The sequence below is a fragment of the Winogradskyella flava genome, assembly GCF_014243395.1.
Lineage (GTDB): Bacteria > Bacteroidota > Bacteroidia > Flavobacteriales > Flavobacteriaceae > Winogradskyella > Winogradskyella flava.
The window spans coordinates 120,999-137,252 of sequence record NZ_JACLCP010000005.1; the positions used below are offsets into that span (position 1 = coordinate 120,999).

At 34.6% G+C, this 16,254-nt stretch carries 18 protein-coding genes; 3 read left to right on the plus strand and 15 right to left on the minus strand.

The genetic code is table 11. The features are described from left to right. Nucleotides 1-6: 6 nt before the first annotated feature. Both H7F21_RS14755 and metK read right to left on the minus strand, forming a co-directional pair. Nucleotides 7-1,905 (minus strand): hypothetical protein, encoded by a 1,899-nt coding sequence (locus tag H7F21_RS14755; RefSeq protein WP_185790077.1) that lies wholly within the window; start codon nt 1,903-1,905, stop codon nt 7-9. Between the two features lie 125 nt (nt 1,906-2,030). Further along, nucleotides 2,031-3,284 carry a methionine adenosyltransferase gene (gene metK, locus H7F21_RS14760; protein WP_185790078.1) on the minus strand — a complete coding sequence of 418 codons (1,254 nt, stop codon included), beginning with the start codon at nt 3,282-3,284 and terminating at the stop codon, nt 2,031-2,033. A gap of 377 nt (nt 3,285-3,661) precedes the next feature. Here metK and H7F21_RS14765 point away from each other — a divergent pair, with 377 nt between their 5' ends. The 3 genes from H7F21_RS14765 to H7F21_RS14775 all read left to right on the plus strand — a co-directional run bounded on the left by H7F21_RS14765 (nt 3,662) and on the right by H7F21_RS14775 (nt 6,757). Continuing rightward, nucleotides 3,662-4,756 (plus strand): acyloxyacyl hydrolase, encoded by a 1,095-nt coding sequence (locus tag H7F21_RS14765; RefSeq protein ID WP_185790079.1) that lies wholly within the window; start codon nt 3,662-3,664, stop codon nt 4,754-4,756. Nucleotides 4,757-4,845: 89 nt separating this feature from the next. After that, nucleotides 4,846-5,136 carry a Sec-independent protein translocase subunit TatA/TatB gene (locus H7F21_RS14770; RefSeq protein WP_185790080.1) on the plus strand — a complete coding sequence of 97 codons (291 nt, stop codon included), beginning with the start codon at nt 4,846-4,848 and terminating at the stop codon, nt 5,134-5,136. A 115-nt stretch (nt 5,137-5,251) separates the two neighbouring features. After that, nucleotides 5,252-6,757 carry a S8 family peptidase gene (locus H7F21_RS14775; protein WP_185790081.1) on the plus strand — a complete coding sequence of 502 codons (1,506 nt, stop codon included), beginning with the start codon at nt 5,252-5,254 and terminating at the stop codon, nt 6,755-6,757. A gap of 52 nt (nt 6,758-6,809) precedes the next feature. Here the strand turns inward: H7F21_RS14775 and H7F21_RS14780 are convergent, their stop codons facing one another. The 13 genes from H7F21_RS14780 to H7F21_RS14840 form a co-directional block, all read right to left on the minus strand. Beyond that, entirely contained in the window at nt 6,810-7,451 is a 642-nt protein-coding gene (locus H7F21_RS14780; RefSeq protein ID WP_185790082.1) for an O-methyltransferase, read from the minus strand. A gap of 30 nt (nt 7,452-7,481) precedes the next feature. Beyond that, nucleotides 7,482-7,706: a hypothetical protein gene (locus tag H7F21_RS14785; protein WP_185790083.1), complete on the minus strand. Its 225-nt coding sequence runs from the start codon at nt 7,704-7,706 to the stop codon at nt 7,482-7,484. Between the two features lie 52 nt (nt 7,707-7,758). Next, on the minus strand, nt 7,759-8,844 hold the full coding sequence (locus H7F21_RS14790) for an amidohydrolase family protein (RefSeq protein WP_185790084.1): 1,086 nt from the start codon (nt 8,842-8,844) through the stop codon (nt 7,759-7,761). A 98-nt stretch (nt 8,845-8,942) separates the two neighbouring features. Next, nucleotides 8,943-9,479 (minus strand): 3-hydroxyanthranilate 3,4-dioxygenase, encoded by a 537-nt coding sequence (locus H7F21_RS14795; RefSeq protein ID WP_185790085.1) that lies wholly within the window; start codon nt 9,477-9,479, stop codon nt 8,943-8,945. A 31-nt stretch (nt 9,480-9,510) separates the two neighbouring features. Then, nucleotides 9,511-10,293, minus strand: a complete 783-nt coding sequence (locus tag H7F21_RS14800; RefSeq protein ID WP_185790086.1) for an SDR family oxidoreductase — start codon at nt 10,291-10,293, stop codon at nt 9,511-9,513. Between the two features lie 20 nt (nt 10,294-10,313). Next, nucleotides 10,314-10,826: a PsbP-related protein gene (locus H7F21_RS14805; protein ID WP_185790087.1), complete on the minus strand. Its 513-nt coding sequence runs from the start codon at nt 10,824-10,826 to the stop codon at nt 10,314-10,316. Nucleotides 10,827-10,841: 15 nt separating this feature from the next. After that, on the minus strand, nt 10,842-12,281 hold the full coding sequence (locus tag H7F21_RS14810) for an aldehyde dehydrogenase (protein WP_185790088.1): 1,440 nt from the start codon (nt 12,279-12,281) through the stop codon (nt 10,842-10,844). A 43-nt stretch (nt 12,282-12,324) separates the two neighbouring features. After that, nucleotides 12,325-12,732, minus strand: coding sequence for a hypothetical protein (locus H7F21_RS14815; protein WP_185790089.1), 408 nt, complete (start codon nt 12,730-12,732; stop codon nt 12,325-12,327). Next, nucleotides 12,698-13,072, minus strand: coding sequence for a DUF6090 family protein (locus H7F21_RS17525; protein WP_185790221.1), 375 nt, complete (start codon nt 13,070-13,072; stop codon nt 12,698-12,700). Before H7F21_RS17525 ends, H7F21_RS14815 begins: the two co-directional genes overlap by 35 nt. Next, complete coding sequence (locus H7F21_RS14825) at nt 13,069-13,770, minus strand: DUF6090 family protein (RefSeq protein WP_185790090.1); 702 nt, start codon at nt 13,768-13,770, stop codon at nt 13,069-13,071. The genes H7F21_RS17525 and H7F21_RS14825 overlap by 4 nt, the downstream gene beginning before the upstream one ends. Before the next feature lie 31 nt (nt 13,771-13,801). Beyond that, nucleotides 13,802-14,542 (minus strand): DUF6090 family protein, encoded by a 741-nt coding sequence (locus H7F21_RS14830; protein WP_185790222.1) that lies wholly within the window; start codon nt 14,540-14,542, stop codon nt 13,802-13,804. 113 nt (nt 14,543-14,655) lie between these two features. Further along, nucleotides 14,656-15,369: a DUF6090 family protein gene (locus tag H7F21_RS14835; RefSeq protein WP_185790091.1), complete on the minus strand. Its 714-nt coding sequence runs from the start codon at nt 15,367-15,369 to the stop codon at nt 14,656-14,658. Further along, nucleotides 15,362-16,159, minus strand: coding sequence for a DUF6090 family protein (locus tag H7F21_RS14840; protein ID WP_185790223.1), 798 nt, complete (start codon nt 16,157-16,159; stop codon nt 15,362-15,364). Before H7F21_RS14840 ends, H7F21_RS14835 begins: the two co-directional genes overlap by 8 nt. Nucleotides 16,160-16,254 lie beyond the last annotated feature (95 nt).

Consider the following 16,254-nt stretch of genomic DNA (forward strand, 5'->3'; position numbering starts at 1 on the left):
TTGGTTTTAGTTATCTCGAATAAGATGCATATATCCGCTTATTGGAACATTCTCTTCATTTAATTGTGGGGGATCGAAGATGCCAAAAGTGTAAGATACATCAAGCGTTCCTGAAAAATTTATTTCAACAACTTCACCTTCTTCGGTACCTAATGTGAATATCTCTGCTGTCCCAACAAAATTATGGGTATAATGATTATTATCAGAATAGTCTAAGTGGTTAAGGATATTACGAACGGTCAAATCGACAGATGGTGAAGACCCAGTCCCATCTTCGCTATTATATGTGCCTGCACCATTGAAATTAGAGAATCCTAAAACAAATCTAGTTTCAGTGGCGAAAGTTGTCCTTACATAGCCAGCAGTTAAACTATTGTTATCAGTATATATTAAGCATTTAAAAAGAGTCTCATCTAACGAAGGTGGTGGTTCACTTATTAATGTTTGAGGAGCATTATTACCTACTTGGAAGTAGATATAGCTATATGCATAATCTTCGCAAGATAAGATGTCTCCAACTTCAGTTAATGGTGAAACGAAATTATAAGTTACATCATTTGAACTTTGAGAATTTGTATAATCTATTGCTGTTATGGTGAAATCAGAAGATTCTAAACACCTATAAAAGCTAATTTCGAAAGTACCATCAGTGACTTCATTTATGACTTCTAAATTATCGTAAGATAGCTTTACATAACCATTTGTTACAGGCTCACCATCACAAGTTAAAAAATTACCAGTAACAGTTTCTTCAACAATATTGGGAGTTTCTGAAACGATAATTGTAATACTAGAATCTATAGCAAATGGTCCTACGGTTTCGGTATGTATAGATGTATCGTTACATAAAACATTACTGAAAACGTTAAGCACTAAACTTTCATCTATCGGTACTAAGCCACAAACTTCACCAACATCATTGGTAATCCCCGTGCTTGTAGAAAACAAATAATCTGGATTTGAATGTGTCAAAGTAATTCTTTGATTGGCTATTGGATTATTCTCTTGATTTACCAATGTAATACATAAATTAACTGCTGGAAACTCAGCGTCTAAATTCCAAAAGGAGAAATGTGATACATTGCCTACATACATATTGCCTTGTAAGGTGGCTTGTCCCTCTTCTTTCCAGTAGCCTCTGTCTTCATCAAAATACCAAAGCGGAATAGTTGGTGGCGCTATGCTAATCAAGCTAGCATTTATAGGAATCTTAATTTCAGAAGTAGCACCTTCAGCTAAGTTTAAATCTTCTCCACTAGAACCTCTTAACTCTACAGCTAACATACCTAATGTTTGTAGCATGCGTTCTTCACCATCTTCATTTTCTGCATATAGCATACCAGGCATTTGTGTCTCCATGTCATCATCTGCTGGATCTAAATAATGCATAATCACATCCACAGTACCAGAATAAACCGAGCCATCTTCTTTAATGAAATCGCCATCAAAACTTACAGAACTGCCATCATTTGAGGTAACTGTTCCAGAGCTGCCACTGGCAACAGAACCTACTGCTGTAGCTTCAAGTAACATAATAGTGACTTTGTTTGTGCCGTTAGATGGTACAACACTACGTGATCCATGAATATAGCCTGCTTTTTCAGCTTTTATGTAACCAAAGCGTTCGTTAATATTGGCATTTCTAATAATGAATATACCGTCGCTGTCGGTCATGGCCGTTTCATTACCAATGGTTATGATAACACCCTCAATTGGGTTATGATTTTGGTCGATGACATTTCCTAAAAAATCTCGCGATATCTCAGGGCCAAAATATTCGGAAAATGTATCAGGGGTGTTGTCTTGTTGTCCGCCATTTCCAGAATTGCCATCGTCTTTTTCACACGTGTTAAATAGTAGCAAAAAAGTGAATAGAAATGTTAGAGTAGATATTTTGGATTTCATAGCTGTTGATGTTAAGTTCTAACCTTTAGATACTAAATATATAAAAGAATTCATACAATATATAAGTAAATAAAAAAGACTGCCTAGAAAAAGACAGTCTAAAAAAATTTATAGTCTATTGAGAATCATATATTAAATACATCCTTAACTTTATCTACATAATCTAGTTTTTCCCAAGTAAATAGCTCTACATCTATGGTTTTTGATTCGCCATAAGGTTGGTCAAAAGTTTTGGAGACCGTCTCGTTTTGTCTTCCCATATGCCCATAGGCTGCAGTCTCGCTGTACATAGGTTGGCGTAGTTTTAATCGACCTTCAATAGCAGCCGGACGCATATCAAAAATCTTAGACACTTTTTCAGCAATTTCACCATCCGTTAAATTAAATGGGCAAGTACCATAGGTGTCAATAAATATTCCCATAGGTTCCACAACACCAATAGCATAAGAGACTTGCACTAAAACTTCGTCACATAGACCAGCAGCCACTAAATTCTTGGCGATATGCCTAGTTGCATAAGCTGCACTGCGATCTACCTTACTTGGGTCTTTACCAGAAAATGCGCCACCACCATGCGCACCTTTTCCACCATAAGTGTCTACTATGATTTTTCGGCCTGTTAAGCCAGTGTCACCATGTGGTCCACCTATTACGAATTTCCCTGTTGGATTGATGTGGTATTTTATATCATTATTAAACAATGGCTTAATATGATCTGGTACTTGAGCAACCACTCTAGGAATTAGTATGTCAACAATATCCTTTCTAATTTTTGCCAACATGCTTTCATCTGTGTCAAATTCATCATGTTGTGTAGATACTACAATGGCATCTATACGCTGCGGTGTATTGTCATCACTGTATTCTATAGTTACCTGGCTCTTAGAGTCTGGTCTTAAGTAAGTAATGTCTTTATGCTCTCGTCTTAATGCTGCTAATTCCTTTAAAATTAAATGCGAAATATCTAAGGCCAGCGGCATATAATTAGTAGTCTCATTGGTGGCGTAGCCAAACATCATACCTTGGTCACCAGCACCTTGTTCTTCCTTTGAGGCTCTATCTACACCACGATTGATATCTTCAGATTGCTCATGTATCGCTGAAATAACACCACAAGAATTGCCATCAAACATGTATTCACTCTTGGTATAACCAATTTTATTAATGGTATCACGGGCAATTTTTTGTACATCGAGGTAGGTATTGGATTTTACCTCGCCCGCTAAAACTACTTGGCCTGTGGTTACCAAAGTCTCGCAAGCTACTTTAGATTCTGGATCAAAAGCCAAAAAATTATCAATTAAAGCGTCACTGATTTGGTCTGCTACTTTATCTGGATGGCCTTCGGAAACACTCTCTGAAGTAAATAAATAAGGCATATAACTTTTCTTTTGTTAAGGTTAAATTATAATAAGGTATTTGAAGATTGCTTGGTCGCAAGAGAAGTGTAATACTTTCTGCTTTAGCATTTTTTTATAAGGTTGCAATCAGACAAATTTTTCCTTTATAATATCTGACAAAAATAAGGATTAATACGAGAATTAAAAACCTAATGTTGTGTTAACAATTTCTTGTTAGTAATATTAAATATGGATGAGAGATATTTTAGAATTTAGCATAAAATTAGTATGATGAAAAGATATAAACAGGAATTTAGGTTTGCTATGAGTTTATTGGTATTGACCTTAGTATCTTTATTAGCAACTTTACTAGTAAATTAATAATTCCATTACTTTTGCCAGTAACTATATTGTTTATGAAGTACTGGCTTACAGGTTTGATAATTTCACTTGGATTATTTTTATTTTCTCAAGAGAAGGTAACGTCCGATTCATATTTTGACCTCAATTACTTTGGTGGTAATATCGCACTTCATAACAACGATATTCTTCATTTAATTACTGGGCATCCTGAAGGTGTTATTTTTAGTTGGAATAAAAAGACTTTTGGTGACGACGCTTGGGAGCAACGTTATAATTATCCAGATTATGGTGTGTCTTTTATTTATCAGGATTTAAAAAATTATGTTTTAGGTAATAATTATGGATTGTATGCACATTATAATTTTTACTTTTTCAAGCGGCATTTAATGTTACGTCTTGGCCAAGGGATAGCCTATAACACTAATCCTTATGATAAAATAGATAATCATAAAAATGTGGCATTTGGTTCTCATTTATTGAGTTCGACCTATGTCATGCTGAATTATAAAAAGCAGCGACTTTTTAATAGAATTGGATTCCAGACTGGTCTATCCTTAGTCCATTATTCCAATGCTAATGTTAAGGCACCTAATACGAGTGTGAATACTATTGCCCTCAATATTGGTCTAAACTATGATTTGGATAGTGATGATCGCGACTTTATTGACGATTTAGAAAAAGAAAAGTATACAGAGCGGATTAAATATAATTTGGCTTTTAGAAGTGGCATTAACCAAAGCGATGTCATTGGTAGTGGACAGTTTCCATTTTATATATTATCGACCTATGCCGATAAGCGTTTGAGTCATATTAGCGCTATCCAATTTGGTGTTGATGTATTTTTTTCAAATTTCTTAAAGGAACTGATCTATTATCAATCTGTATCTTTTCCAGAGCTTGATGTCACTGGAGATGAAGACTATAAACGTGTTGGGTTATTTGCTGGTCATGAATTGTTCATTAATCGAATGTCTATTGAAACACAGTTTGGCTATTATGTCTATTATCCTTTTGATTTTGAGGGTAGAACATATATTAGAATTGGGTTAAAACGTTATTTTGGAAATAAGTTTTTTGGAGCCATGACCTTAAAGTCCCATGGGGCAAAAGCCGAAGCTGTAGAGTTTGGAGTAGGTGTAAGACTCTAATAGTATTTACAATATACCTTATGAACTCAAATTAAATTTTTAAGATTTTTATCTATAATTATTAACTAAAGTCACTCTATATTTGCAATGTGATACAGCTAGTTACATTTTTGTTCATTGGAGGGACCGAAATCATATTCATACTATTTATAGTAGTATTGGTTTTTGGTGCAGATAAACTACCTGAGGTAGCTCGCGGTTTAGGTAAAGGCATGCGCACACTTAAGGACGCCACTAACGATATTAAGCATGAGGTAACTAAAAGCGCCAAGGAAAGCAACATCATTGATACAGATGCTGCAAAGGACATCCAAGACGAACTCAATAAAGTTAAAGATGATCTCGAAGATTTTACGGGTTCCGTAAAACGGAAGATGTAATTATTGTCTTCTTAATTATATCTATAAAAAATTATCATATTCCTAAAAACCATTTAAAATTATTGTGGATAAATTAATATATTTAGGCAATTACTAACTGTCTAAATCATATTAAATGAAAAAAAATCTATTTATGCTATTGCTGCTTTCAGTAATAGTGTTTGTGTCTTGTTCTGAAGAAGATGCATCCTTTGAAAGTCAACCTAAGAAACTTCAAAATCTTAAAGAGCCACTTAGTATTAAGCAAATCAATTCCCAGATATCAAAAACCATTAAGGATACTGGTGATTTTGATTGGAGCGCTGTTGATGAGCATTTCTTATGGAGTGCCATTGCTCATGGGCAAAATGTACTTACGATTGGGTATGGGAATCCTGGTCAAAGTTTTAGTGAAAAACCTGATGCTACTTTAGAGGCTATGAAAGAAGAAATTCTGGAAATTGTAATAGAGAATGAAAAAAGCCCAAAGCAAAAATTAAAATTTTTAGAGCATGATATTATTACCGTTATCGATGTTGAAGTAAAGAACATTGAAACCATCAGAGCGCTTAGAGAAAGCAAAAATATACGCTATATGGAACCTAATGGCTATAATCATTATGGTAAAGAACTGAATGCAAAATCTAGTTCTGGATGTGACAAAAATGCAGATACTATTAATACTGCGCACTACACAACAACTAGCCCAAATAATGCTCAAGTATCTTGGCATTTTAATGAGCACAATATTCAGCAGGCCTGGAACTACAGTACAGGTTCTGGTGTTACTATTGGTTTAATAGATACAGGAGTATCAGCATCGCAATATTTGCTTAATTCCTCAGGAATTAACGATGGGTATTCCAATGGACGTTTTGTTCAGAAATACGGCACGTTTATAGATTCTTGGTGGTGGTGGTCAAATAATTATGATGGGCCACATGATAAATGTGGACATGGAACGGCTATGGGTTCTGCTATGGCAGCGCCAAGAAATAATGATGGTATGCCTGTAGGAGTGGCCTATAACTCTAATTTAGTGGCTTATCGCGCTACTGAGGATGTGCTTTTAAATGATTATCACGAGCGTAAAGGCGTATCCATGGCATTAACCCAATTAGGGAATCGAAGTGACGTAAAAATCATATCTATGTCCATTGGATATGTATGGTCTATTGGTAATATTAAGGATGCCGTTAAATATGCCTACAGTAAAGGTAAATTGATTTTTGCTGCAGGTGGAACCTCTACAAGTTTTACCAACGGATTCGGAGTCATATTTCCTGCAACTATGAGTGAAACTGTTGCTGTAACTGGAGTTGATGACGGTAGTAATTATAAACGTTGTGATACCTGCCATAGTGGTAGCAAAATTGATTTTACAATTATTATGGAAGGCGCTAGTAATAGTAGCAAAGCACCACCTGTATTAGGCTTTTATAATGGTCAGAGGCGTTACACTGGTGGTTCTTCAGTGGCGACCGCAACAACGGCTGGTATTGCAGCTTTAATCTGGTCAAAGTATCCAAATTGGTCAAGATCACAAGTACTAACAAGGTTGAAGCAATCTTCAGATTTCTATCCAAATAAGAGTAGCAATTTTGGATATGGTAATATTGATGCGCTTCAGGCTGTACAGTAAAATTTAAAAGCGTTATAAAAAAAGGAGTTTTACAATTGTAAAGCTCCTTTTTTTATTTTTTCCTGCTTATAGTTAGACCATCGCGAATGGGTAATAGAACCGTTTCAACCCTCTCGTCATTTTTTAGAAGTGTATTATAGTCTAAAACCGCTTTTGTGGATATGTCTTTTTCGTCGATGGCCTTTATAACTTTTCCGTGCCATAGTACATTATCCGAAAGAATAACGCCACCAGGATTGAGTTTTTCAATAACTAAATGGAAATAATTACAATAGTTGGGCTTATCGGCATCAATAAAAACGAGATCAAAAGACGTTTTGAGTTCTGGTATAATATCTAGCGCGTTCCCAGTATGTTGAATGATTTCATCTCCAAAACCCGATTTTTCAAAATATTTACGCTGAAAGTCAACTAATTCCTCATTGACGTCTATGGTGTGAATTTGCCCATCTGCATGTAAACCCTCTGCCAAACAAAGTGTGGAATATCCGGTGAAAGTCCCTAATTCTAGGATAGATTTTGGGTTTATCAATTTGGAAATCATACTTAGGACCCTACCTTGGTAGGGACCACTAAGCATGATAGGTTGTAATACTTTTTGATACGTTTCTCGGGTGAGCTGTTGTAACAATTTTGGTTCTTGCTCTGAATGCGCCACAACATAATGGTCTATAGCTTCAGGCAAAAAATTCATAGTAACAACAGTTTTTAGAAGAGAAAAATTTTATTCAGCAGAATTTTCTTCTGGAAGTTCAAGTTCTGTTTCTTCATCAGGCTTACCCATAAAGAAAAGGACGCCGCCCACTACGATTAAGCCTATTTTTATGGCCCACGCCGGTGTTTGTCCAAGTTCATCAATCATTCCAAAAAGTCTTAAGGTTAGCCCAAAATAGGGTAGGATGATTAAGGCTAGACCTATAAGCGCTGCATAAATTCCAATTTTTCTCATAATTATAGTTGTTGATTAGATTTTAAATATAGAAATAATATTTAAAAAAGAATCAATCGGTAATTCGCGAAATCAGTTTTTGCTTCGCTTCTTTATCATCACCACATAGCCATTGAACCACGTTGTCTTCCCAAATAGCATCACGTTCTGTTTCGGAAATTATTTGTCTCTCCATGGCTAAATCTAAAATTTTTCCCGGGTAAGACGATTGTTTCTCACTCTCCATTTCACCAAGAGGATAGGGGTCGTCTAATCCCATTAAAACCTGTTTAGAGCCTTGGTTTTTAATTAATAATTCTAATCCTCCTGTATCATGAACCAAAGTGTCAAAGAAGATATTTTTATGACCTACCGCTTTTCTTGGATGGCGTTTCCCTTCAAATAAATCAGGGCGTCCATCAAAACCTTGGATTCGTCTTCCCAAATTAATCTGTGCTAATTGACCTCCATGTGCAAAGCAAACGCGCATGTTCTTATACTTTTCATAGTAGCCATTGAGTGTTAGAAAATGATAGGCATCAGCACATTGGGCTAACATCCATATTAAATGAAAGCGCCAAGAGGTGTTTTCTAATTTTATGAACTTTTCACCATCATAAGGATGAACTTCTACAGCAAGATTGTACTTGTCGGCTAATTCAAAGATTGGTTCATTTTCTTCATCAAAAATACAACGCCATGTGCCAATAGTATCCATGTAATGTGTTGGAAGACATAAGAGTTGCAATCCAAGCTCTTCTACACAACGTTCTATTTCCCAGCAGGCACCTCTTACAAAACCAGGATGTACAACAAAGCCACATGTAAATTTACTAGGATTTTCATGTTGAATTCGTGCATTAAAATCGTTTTGAAAGCGCAGGGCTTGCTTCATTTCCTCGAGGCGTAAACCATTTCCATAAAGTTGTGATAAATTCAATACAACAGCATGGTCAATTTTGAAATGCTCCATCCAAGCTAGCTTCTCATTTAAAAAGAAACTCGAATCCGTAATGGGTCGATTCCAATCTTTCTGGAGCATAAACTTTCTATCCTTGTCTACCCAGAAAATCCCCTTGTCTTTCATAAAGTCTGGAATTTCTTCAGGATAGGGAAGCAAATGTGAATGCCCGTTTATTCTTAGTTTACGTTTTATCATTTTGTTGTTATTGCGAGGCTTTTCGCCGTGGCAATCTTTTTAATTAAGAGATTACTTCGTCATACTTCCTGGTAATGACGAATGTTTGGATGATTTTTTTAATCCTCAACTTGAACTTTCTTAGGTGGTTGCATTATCTCGCCACAATTTGGGCAGCTACGCTTATCTTGATCATTGTAGTAATTGTCAAAAATTGATGGCATATCAGTTTCTATATTATCCAAAGTGAAATCTTCTTCATATAACTTAGTCGTGCAATTTTCACAGAACCAAAGCAATGCATCTTTGACACCTTTTTCGCGCGGATATTCTATAACCAAACCAACCGTATTAGCTCCACGTTGTGGAGAATGGGGTACTTTGGGTGGTAAAAGAAAAATTTCCCCTTCTTTTATGTGGATGTCTTTTGGAGTACCCTTATCAATGACTTTTAATATGATATCACCTTCAACCTGATAGAAAAACTCAGGGGTTTCGTTATAATGATAATCCTTTCTGCTATTTGGCCCACCAACAACCATGACAATGAAATCGCCATCTTTCCAAACAACTTTATTACCTACAGGTGGCTTTAGCAAATGTCTGTTTTCTTCAATCCATGCTTTAAAGTTAATGGGAGGATATAACTTACTCATAATTTATAATTTAAAAGGTAATTCTATAAAGTTACAAACTTTTTGTGCGTCCACCATCAACTGGGAGGTTAATTCCATTGATGTATGCTGCTCGAGCACTTGCCAGAAAAGTAATAGCGTCTGCAGTTTCTTCGGGTCTGGCAAAACGCTTGGCTGGAACCGCGTTTTTCATGGCGTTTGCCGCTTCTTCTTCCGATTTACCAGTCTTTGCAGATTTATTTTTAATAATTTCAGTTAGACGTTCTGTCCCAGTAGCTCCAGGTAGAACATTGTTTACCGTAATACCGAATTGGCCTAGTTCATTGGCAAGTGTCTTACTCCAATTGGCAACGGCTCCTCGTATAGTGTTGCTTACACCAAGACCGTCCAAAGGTTGTTTAACAGAGGTTGAAATCACATTAATTATTCTACCATAATTTTCTTCTTTCATGAAAGGAACTATAGTCTGAGCTAGCACATGATTACATTTTAAATGTTGTGTAAAGGCGCTTTCAAATTCTTCAACTTTAGCTGAAAAAATTGGACCTCCTGCTGGTCCACCCGTATTATTAACTAAGATGTGGAAACCATGGTTTTCTTTTATATAAGATCCTACCTTTTGCTTTAACTCTTCAGGGTTCGAAAAATCTGCAACGATGTAATCATGATTACGATGTTGGGGCAGTGCAGCCAATACGGTTTTGAGCTTATCTTCATTTCTTGCAATTAAAGTAACTATAGTACCTTCTTCAGCAAGAGCCTGTGCTGTGGCTTTACCAATGCCTGCTGTACTGCCGCAGACTAATGCGAATTTATTGTTGAGTTGTAAGTTCATATTTTACTAGAGAGTATTCTTTATTTTAAAGTGAAGCTATTTAAAATTTCTGAGGCTTTTTCTTCATACTTTTCGTAAGTATCTTGTTTTGCTGTAAAAGTCACAATATGTGCTTTGTTATCTTCTAAATAACAATGTTGTTTGAATTTTAAATCATTATTTGTTACATAACCTTGCCACACAATTTCAAATACATCTTTACCATTTCGTTTTATGATGTTGCTTTTTATAATTTTTGATTTAGGAATTTGAGAAAGTTGTTGATTTGTTGCTTCTTCAAACTGTTTAAGTGTAGTATTGACGGGAAGATTCTGAACAGTAAGATTTATATTTTCTCTGAATCCATCCAATATCTCAGCATTTGAATAAATTAAAAATTTTGTATTAAATTTTCCAGAATCATCAAAGTCCCAAGATCCAGGATAATCAATAGAATAATTGTCATTTGAAAACGTTTTCTGCGTTTCACTTTCTCCGCAAGAAACGATGATTAATAAAACAATAGTTGCTAATACGGTTCTTAATTTGTTCATGGTTGTTTTTTTAAATTAATATTTTATACATATGTTTTTAGGTTCGGTAAAAAAGCGCAAGGCTTCAAAACCACCTTCACGACCAACACCAGAGTTTTTTACTCCACCAAAAGGTGTGCGTAAATCGCGCATTAGCCAGGTGTTTACCCAAACGATTCCTACTTGTAATTGATTGCTCATACGCATTGTGCGTTTTAAATCGTTGGTCCAAAGTGTCGCTGATAAGCCGTATTTTACTTTGTTTGCCATTTTTAAAACTTCTTCTTCAGTATTAAATGGCATTATAGTGACAACAGGTCCAAAAATTTCTTCCTGGTTTACTCTACATTCATCATTGGGAACTTCAATTATTGTTGGCTCTAAATAGTACCCATTTTCATAACCATTTACTTTAACCTCATTTCCACCACATAAAACAATTCCATTTTCTTCTTTTGCAATGTTAATATAGTCTTTTACTTTTTCTAAGTGCGGTTTAGAAACTAATGCTCCTACTTTTGTCTCCGCTTCAGAGGGATTACCTACTTTAAGCGCTTTTACTTTTTCTACAAAATCTTTCTTGAATTTTTCATAAATAGAGGCTTCCACAAAGACACGACTACCACACAAGCAAATTTGACCTTGATTAGCAAAAGACGAACGTACTGTGGTTGTGAGCATATCCTCATAATCGCAATCAGCAAAAATGATGTTAGGGTTTTTACCACCTAATTCTAAAGATAGTTTTTTAAACATTGGTGCAGCAACGCTTGCAATGTGCGCTCCAGTGGTTGTTCCACCAGTAAAAGAAATGGCTTTAATATCTGGATGCTCTACAATGGCTTGTCCTGTTGAGCCTCCAAGTCCATGGACTATATTTAAAACACCTTTTGGTAAACCAGCATCGTTGCAGATTTCACCTAATAAGTAAGCCGTCATTGGCGTGACTTCACTTGGTTTAGCGACGACACAATTTCCTGCGGCTATGGCAGGTGCAATTTTCCAACTAAAGAGATAGAGTGGAAGGTTCCAAGGACTGATGCAGCCAACAACTCCAATGGATTGTCTTAATGTATAATTAATGGCATTCTGCCCAACACTTTCGTGGCTTTCACTTGCGAATTGTGTAATAGCATTTGCGAAAAAACGAAAATTACTCGATGCTCTTGGGATATCAATAGCTTTGGCTAACCATAAAGGTTTGCCGTTGTCTTTACTTTCTGCTTCTGCTAAACGTTGCAAGTTAGCTTCTATTAATTCTGATATTTTGAGCATAATTCTGCTGCGTTCTTCTAAAGTGGTCTGACTCCACGCAGGAAAGGCAGATTTTGCAGCGATGTATGCATTTTCAACATCTTCTTTTGATGAGTTTGGTATTTGGCTATAAACCTCACCACTCGCTGGGTTGTAGTTGTCTAGCCATTCATTATTGATTGGATTTACAAATTTTCCGTTGATGAAGTTTAAAATATTCATTACTGCAATTTAAAGATTTATTGGGATATTACTCATTAAGAACTTAATCATTCGTTTGCTCTAAAATTGCATCTATAGTCTTTCCTATTCGTTCTAGACTTTTCTTAGCTGCTACAACTCTATAGAGGTAATCGTCAGTAATGTTTTCAAACTCAATATCATTAAAAATGGCATATTTATCTATTTTGAGATTTGTGTTTTCTTCCCATTTTAATGCTCCATATTTATCTATGTCTTTTAATGCATAATGTTGTGACAGATATGGTATGAATTCATTGTCTATTTTTAATTCTGCACGTTCAAAAGCAACATGCACGTCTTTGAGTTCGCTTTGCCAATTGTAAAGTAGTAGTTTAAGCGTTTTGTTTTTTAGTAACCTAAGTCTACCAGATTGTATAAGGTCATTAATCGTATTTTCACTCGGACGGTACTCCCCAGGTTCGAGAACCATATATATATAGACTATCTATATTTTGGGTTTTTAATTCCTCCTCTGGTTTTCCCATAAGATTCATTATGGTATATCCTGTTTGTTTTGCAATTTTTGTTGCGGACATATTTTTTTCAAATAATTTCTTGTTTTCAGAAAACTCATCATAGAGGTTCTGTAGTATAGAACTTTCTTCTAAGCTTTCCTTTCTGTTTTCATTCCAATTATTAATCTGTAAAGCAATTAAGATTCCTATTACAACTAAAAGTATTTCTCCAATAGCGTATTTAAGGTATTTACCCATTTTGTTTTGTTCTAATAAGGATTTTCTAATATGTCTAAAGAATTTAATCATGGTCATTCAGCAGAAGTCTCTTCTAGTATTTTTGATATTAATTGTTTTGATATCGCAAACTGCGCTTTGGTTTCGTGTAGCACAAATAATTTGTCGTCAATATGGTTTTCAAATTCTGGATTTTGCAACAAGCCTAGATTATTAATCGATAATCGAGATGGCTCATAATTAAAAGTTTTTGCAGTAGCGTCAACATTTCTTAACGATCCATTTACTTTTAAAAAATCAATGATATCCTTACTTGTCTCCTCCATTTGCTCTTCTGTCTCTTTCATTTGATTAAAAAAACGTGTCCATTGGAATAATAGTTTTTTTAGTCTGTTACTTTTTAATTTCGATAATCCACCAGAGCTTTTAAGATCATTTAAAACAAACTCGCTAGGTTTCCAAGTTGGACTCGTTAAAATACTACCTATTACACTATCTAAACTTTTAATATTATCAGTACTGTTTTCTTCTTTAAACATTGAAAAAAGAAGTTCCATCTTATGCGTCACTTTCAATAGATCTAGATTTATTGAGTCTAAATCTTTTAAATTGTCTTGAAACTCTTCATTAAGGTTAGCGAGTGTTATTTGTTCTTGTATACCTTCTAATCGTGCTTCATTCCAATTATTAATTTGTAGTGCTATAAGAATGCCAATAACGACTAGAATGATTTCACCAATGGCATATTTAAAGTACTTGCCTGTCTTATTTTCCATAATTAGGTTTTGACGTATTTTTCTGAAGAATTTAATCATTTAGATAAGTTTCTATATCTTTTTTTAATTGAATAGCTTCATCCTTAATGTCATTTAAGCTATTAAGATAGGATTCATTCAGCGCTAAAAAAATTCTTAAAGATTGAATGTATTCTTTATTAACCTTTAGCGTTTCATAATTATTAGGATATAATACTTTTTGCCCTTTATCTAAAGTTAAAAGTGTAAAATCTTTTCTTATAAAATCTAACATATATTCATGAAAGTCTTTTTTTAATTCACTAAATGCTCCTTCAGTATCACTAATTGCAGCACTATAAAACTGCCCTATTGCCGAACGAATTTTTGAATCCTCTACTAAATCCATTCCAATTGATGAAAGCGAATTATAACCACTTGTTTTAAAATAGGGTTCGTCATATGAGTTTGTCGAATTAAAGTGAGTGCCTAAAGAATCATGGTATTTCTGATCTGTTTGTAAAACCTTAATTACGATTTTGAGGGAGTTAATATTTTTTGTTAAATTATTGTTCTGTGTATTAACAACCTTATCTAAATCATTTAGACTATAATCTAAATCTGACACGATTTCGAGAAGTGCTTCTCGTTCTTTTGCTTTAGCTTTTTTGCCTTCATTCCAATTATTGATTTGTAGTGCGATAAGGATTCCTATTACGACAAGTAATATTTCACCAATAGCGTATTTAAAGTATTTGCCTGTTTTGTTTTCACTCATGAGTTGATATCTGATTCGTCTAAAAAACTTAATCATGTTTGTTGATTTTAATTTTTCCGCAAGCGGCTATCTTCAACAAAGGTCTACTAGACCTTTGATTTTGACTAGTAAAATTGTGTTTCGATAATGAATATGTCTAAAGAATTTAATCATTCAAGTTCAGTTTTAATCATTTCATTAAGCTTTTTAAGGAGGTCATAGCGGAACTTAATATTTTCTAAGTAGCGCTTTCTCATAAGGCTTAATGTTTTTACAATACCTAAATAAGTAGCATCTTCGATTAAGGCTTCATAATTTCTAGGTTTCATTTTTTCGAAATTATAACTATCAAATAACGGAAGTGTGTAACTTAAAACAATATTAGTTTTGTAATCTTGAAATCTGCTTTCGAGTACACGGATATAGTCAAAAGTATATTCATTCACTTTTGCAGTAAGAAGTCTTATAGAGTCGTTTTTAATAATGTGTAACCCTTCAGTTTTTGCCGTTTCAAAGGCCGTAGTGTTTGGCGAAAGAGACCAAAGCCGAAACTGTTTGGCAAAATCAACATCTAATGAGTCATGGTATGGTTTTCTATCATTTAAGTGCGACAGTAATGCGTGACTTGATTTTTGAGTGTCATTTAACGAATCTAATGCGTTTTTCATTTCCTTTAGATCTTCTTCGGTATCCATTAAAATTTCTGAAAGCACTTTTTTCTCGAACAAATTTTCTTTTCGTTCTTCATTCCAATTATTGATTTGCAGTGCGATAAGGATTCCTATTACGACAAGTAATATTTCACCTAGGGCGTATTTAAAGTACTTGGATGTTTTGTTTTCCATGAGCAAGGATTTCCTAATATGTCTAAAGAATTTAATCATCTGTTGGTTTTAAGTCTTGTCCTATTAATTCTAAAATTTCGACTATACGTTGCCTTAAACTTGTGGATTGACTATTCCCAATTATAGCCAGTGATGCGCAAAAGGCCATATGGTCTTCAAGTTTAGGATTGTGAATTACTTTTGATTCATCAAACTCGGTTTTTGATTTTTTTAGGTTGACCTGTATTGTTTTTCCCTTGTCAAGATTAAAGGCGTCTGTGGTATTATTTTCCCAATAAGAATTCAATACATTTCTAAGCGAAGTATGTTCTAACAGGAAAGGCGTATAATGCTTTTGAGAGTAGTCAAGCCATTGAATCTCTTCTTCCGTAACAGCCACAATTTCGCTAGACCAGCGTGTTAACAATTCTTTTAGTCTATTATTTTGTAAAAGTTGAATTCTACCAGTACCTATAAAATCGGTACTTATCGGGTCGAATGTAGGCGACAATGTAGTTTGTACAAGGTGCTTTAAAATGCTATCGTTATGAATACCAACAGGATTGTCTATATAATGTAACAGCTTTAGAGATGAATTATACATATTTCTTCTTATCGTAATTTTCTCATCTAATTGTTTGAGATTGCTATTGAATTCTGATTGAAGTTGAACTAACAGGTCTTGTTCTTGAGCACGTTCTTTTCTTTTCTCATTCCAGTTATTAATCTGTAACGCAATTAAAATTCCAATAACTACAAGGATGATTTCTCCAATGGCGTATTTGAAGTATTTGCGAGTCTTGTTTTGTTTCATGAGATCGTATCGTATTTGTCTAAAGAACTTAATCATAATTTAGCTTGTTTTGTCATTACGAGGATTCCGAAATTTCGGGAGACGTGGTAATCTGTTTGTTTTTATCTCTGTTTTTAAGAGATTGCCACGCT

What these genes read in the sequence shown, in the direction of transcription:
- H7F21_RS14835 (WP_185790091.1), bottom strand. Translation starts at nt 15,369, where the DNA reads ATGATTAAATTCTTTAGACATATTAGGAAATCCTTGCTCATGGAAAAC.
- H7F21_RS14795 (WP_185790085.1), bottom strand. Translation starts at nt 9,479, where the DNA reads ATGAGTAAGTTATATCCTCCCATTAACTTTAAAGCATGGATTGAAGAA.
- H7F21_RS14790 (WP_185790084.1), bottom strand. Translation starts at nt 8,844, where the DNA reads ATGATAAAACGTAAACTAAGAATAAACGGGCATTCACATTTGCTTCCC.
- H7F21_RS14825 (WP_185790090.1), bottom strand. Translation starts at nt 13,770, where the DNA reads ATGGAAAATAAGACAGGCAAGTACTTTAAATATGCCATTGGTGAAATC.
- H7F21_RS14775 (WP_185790081.1), top strand. Translation starts at nt 5,252, where the DNA reads ATGAAAAAAAATCTATTTATGCTATTGCTGCTTTCAGTAATAGTGTTT.
- H7F21_RS14785 (WP_185790083.1), bottom strand. Translation starts at nt 7,706, where the DNA reads ATGAGAAAAATTGGAATTTATGCAGCGCTTATAGGTCTAGCCTTAATC.
- H7F21_RS14765 (WP_185790079.1), top strand. Translation starts at nt 3,662, where the DNA reads ATGAAGTACTGGCTTACAGGTTTGATAATTTCACTTGGATTATTTTTA.
- H7F21_RS14800 (WP_185790086.1), bottom strand. Translation starts at nt 10,293, where the DNA reads ATGAACTTACAACTCAACAATAAATTCGCATTAGTCTGCGGCAGTACA.
- metK (WP_185790078.1), bottom strand. Translation starts at nt 3,284, where the DNA reads ATGCCTTATTTATTTACTTCAGAGAGTGTTTCCGAAGGCCATCCAGAT.
- H7F21_RS14830 (WP_185790222.1), bottom strand. Translation starts at nt 14,542, where the DNA reads ATGATTAAGTTTTTTAGACGAATCAGATATCAACTCATGAGTGAAAAC.
- H7F21_RS14815 (WP_185790089.1), bottom strand. Translation starts at nt 12,732, where the DNA reads ATGGTTCTCGAACCTGGGGAGTACCGTCCGAGTGAAAATACGATTAAT.
- H7F21_RS17525 (WP_185790221.1), bottom strand. Translation starts at nt 13,072, where the DNA reads ATGACCATGATTAAATTCTTTAGACATATTAGAAAATCCTTATTAGAA.
- H7F21_RS14840 (WP_185790223.1), bottom strand. Translation starts at nt 16,159, where the DNA reads ATGATTAAGTTCTTTAGACAAATACGATACGATCTCATGAAACAAAAC.
- H7F21_RS14780 (WP_185790082.1), bottom strand. Translation starts at nt 7,451, where the DNA reads ATGAATTTTTTGCCTGAAGCTATAGACCATTATGTTGTGGCGCATTCA.
- H7F21_RS14810 (WP_185790088.1), bottom strand. Translation starts at nt 12,281, where the DNA reads ATGAATATTTTAAACTTCATCAACGGAAAATTTGTAAATCCAATCAAT.
- H7F21_RS14755 (WP_185790077.1), bottom strand. Translation starts at nt 1,905, where the DNA reads ATGAAATCCAAAATATCTACTCTAACATTTCTATTCACTTTTTTGCTA.
- H7F21_RS14805 (WP_185790087.1), bottom strand. Translation starts at nt 10,826, where the DNA reads ATGAACAAATTAAGAACCGTATTAGCAACTATTGTTTTATTAATCATC.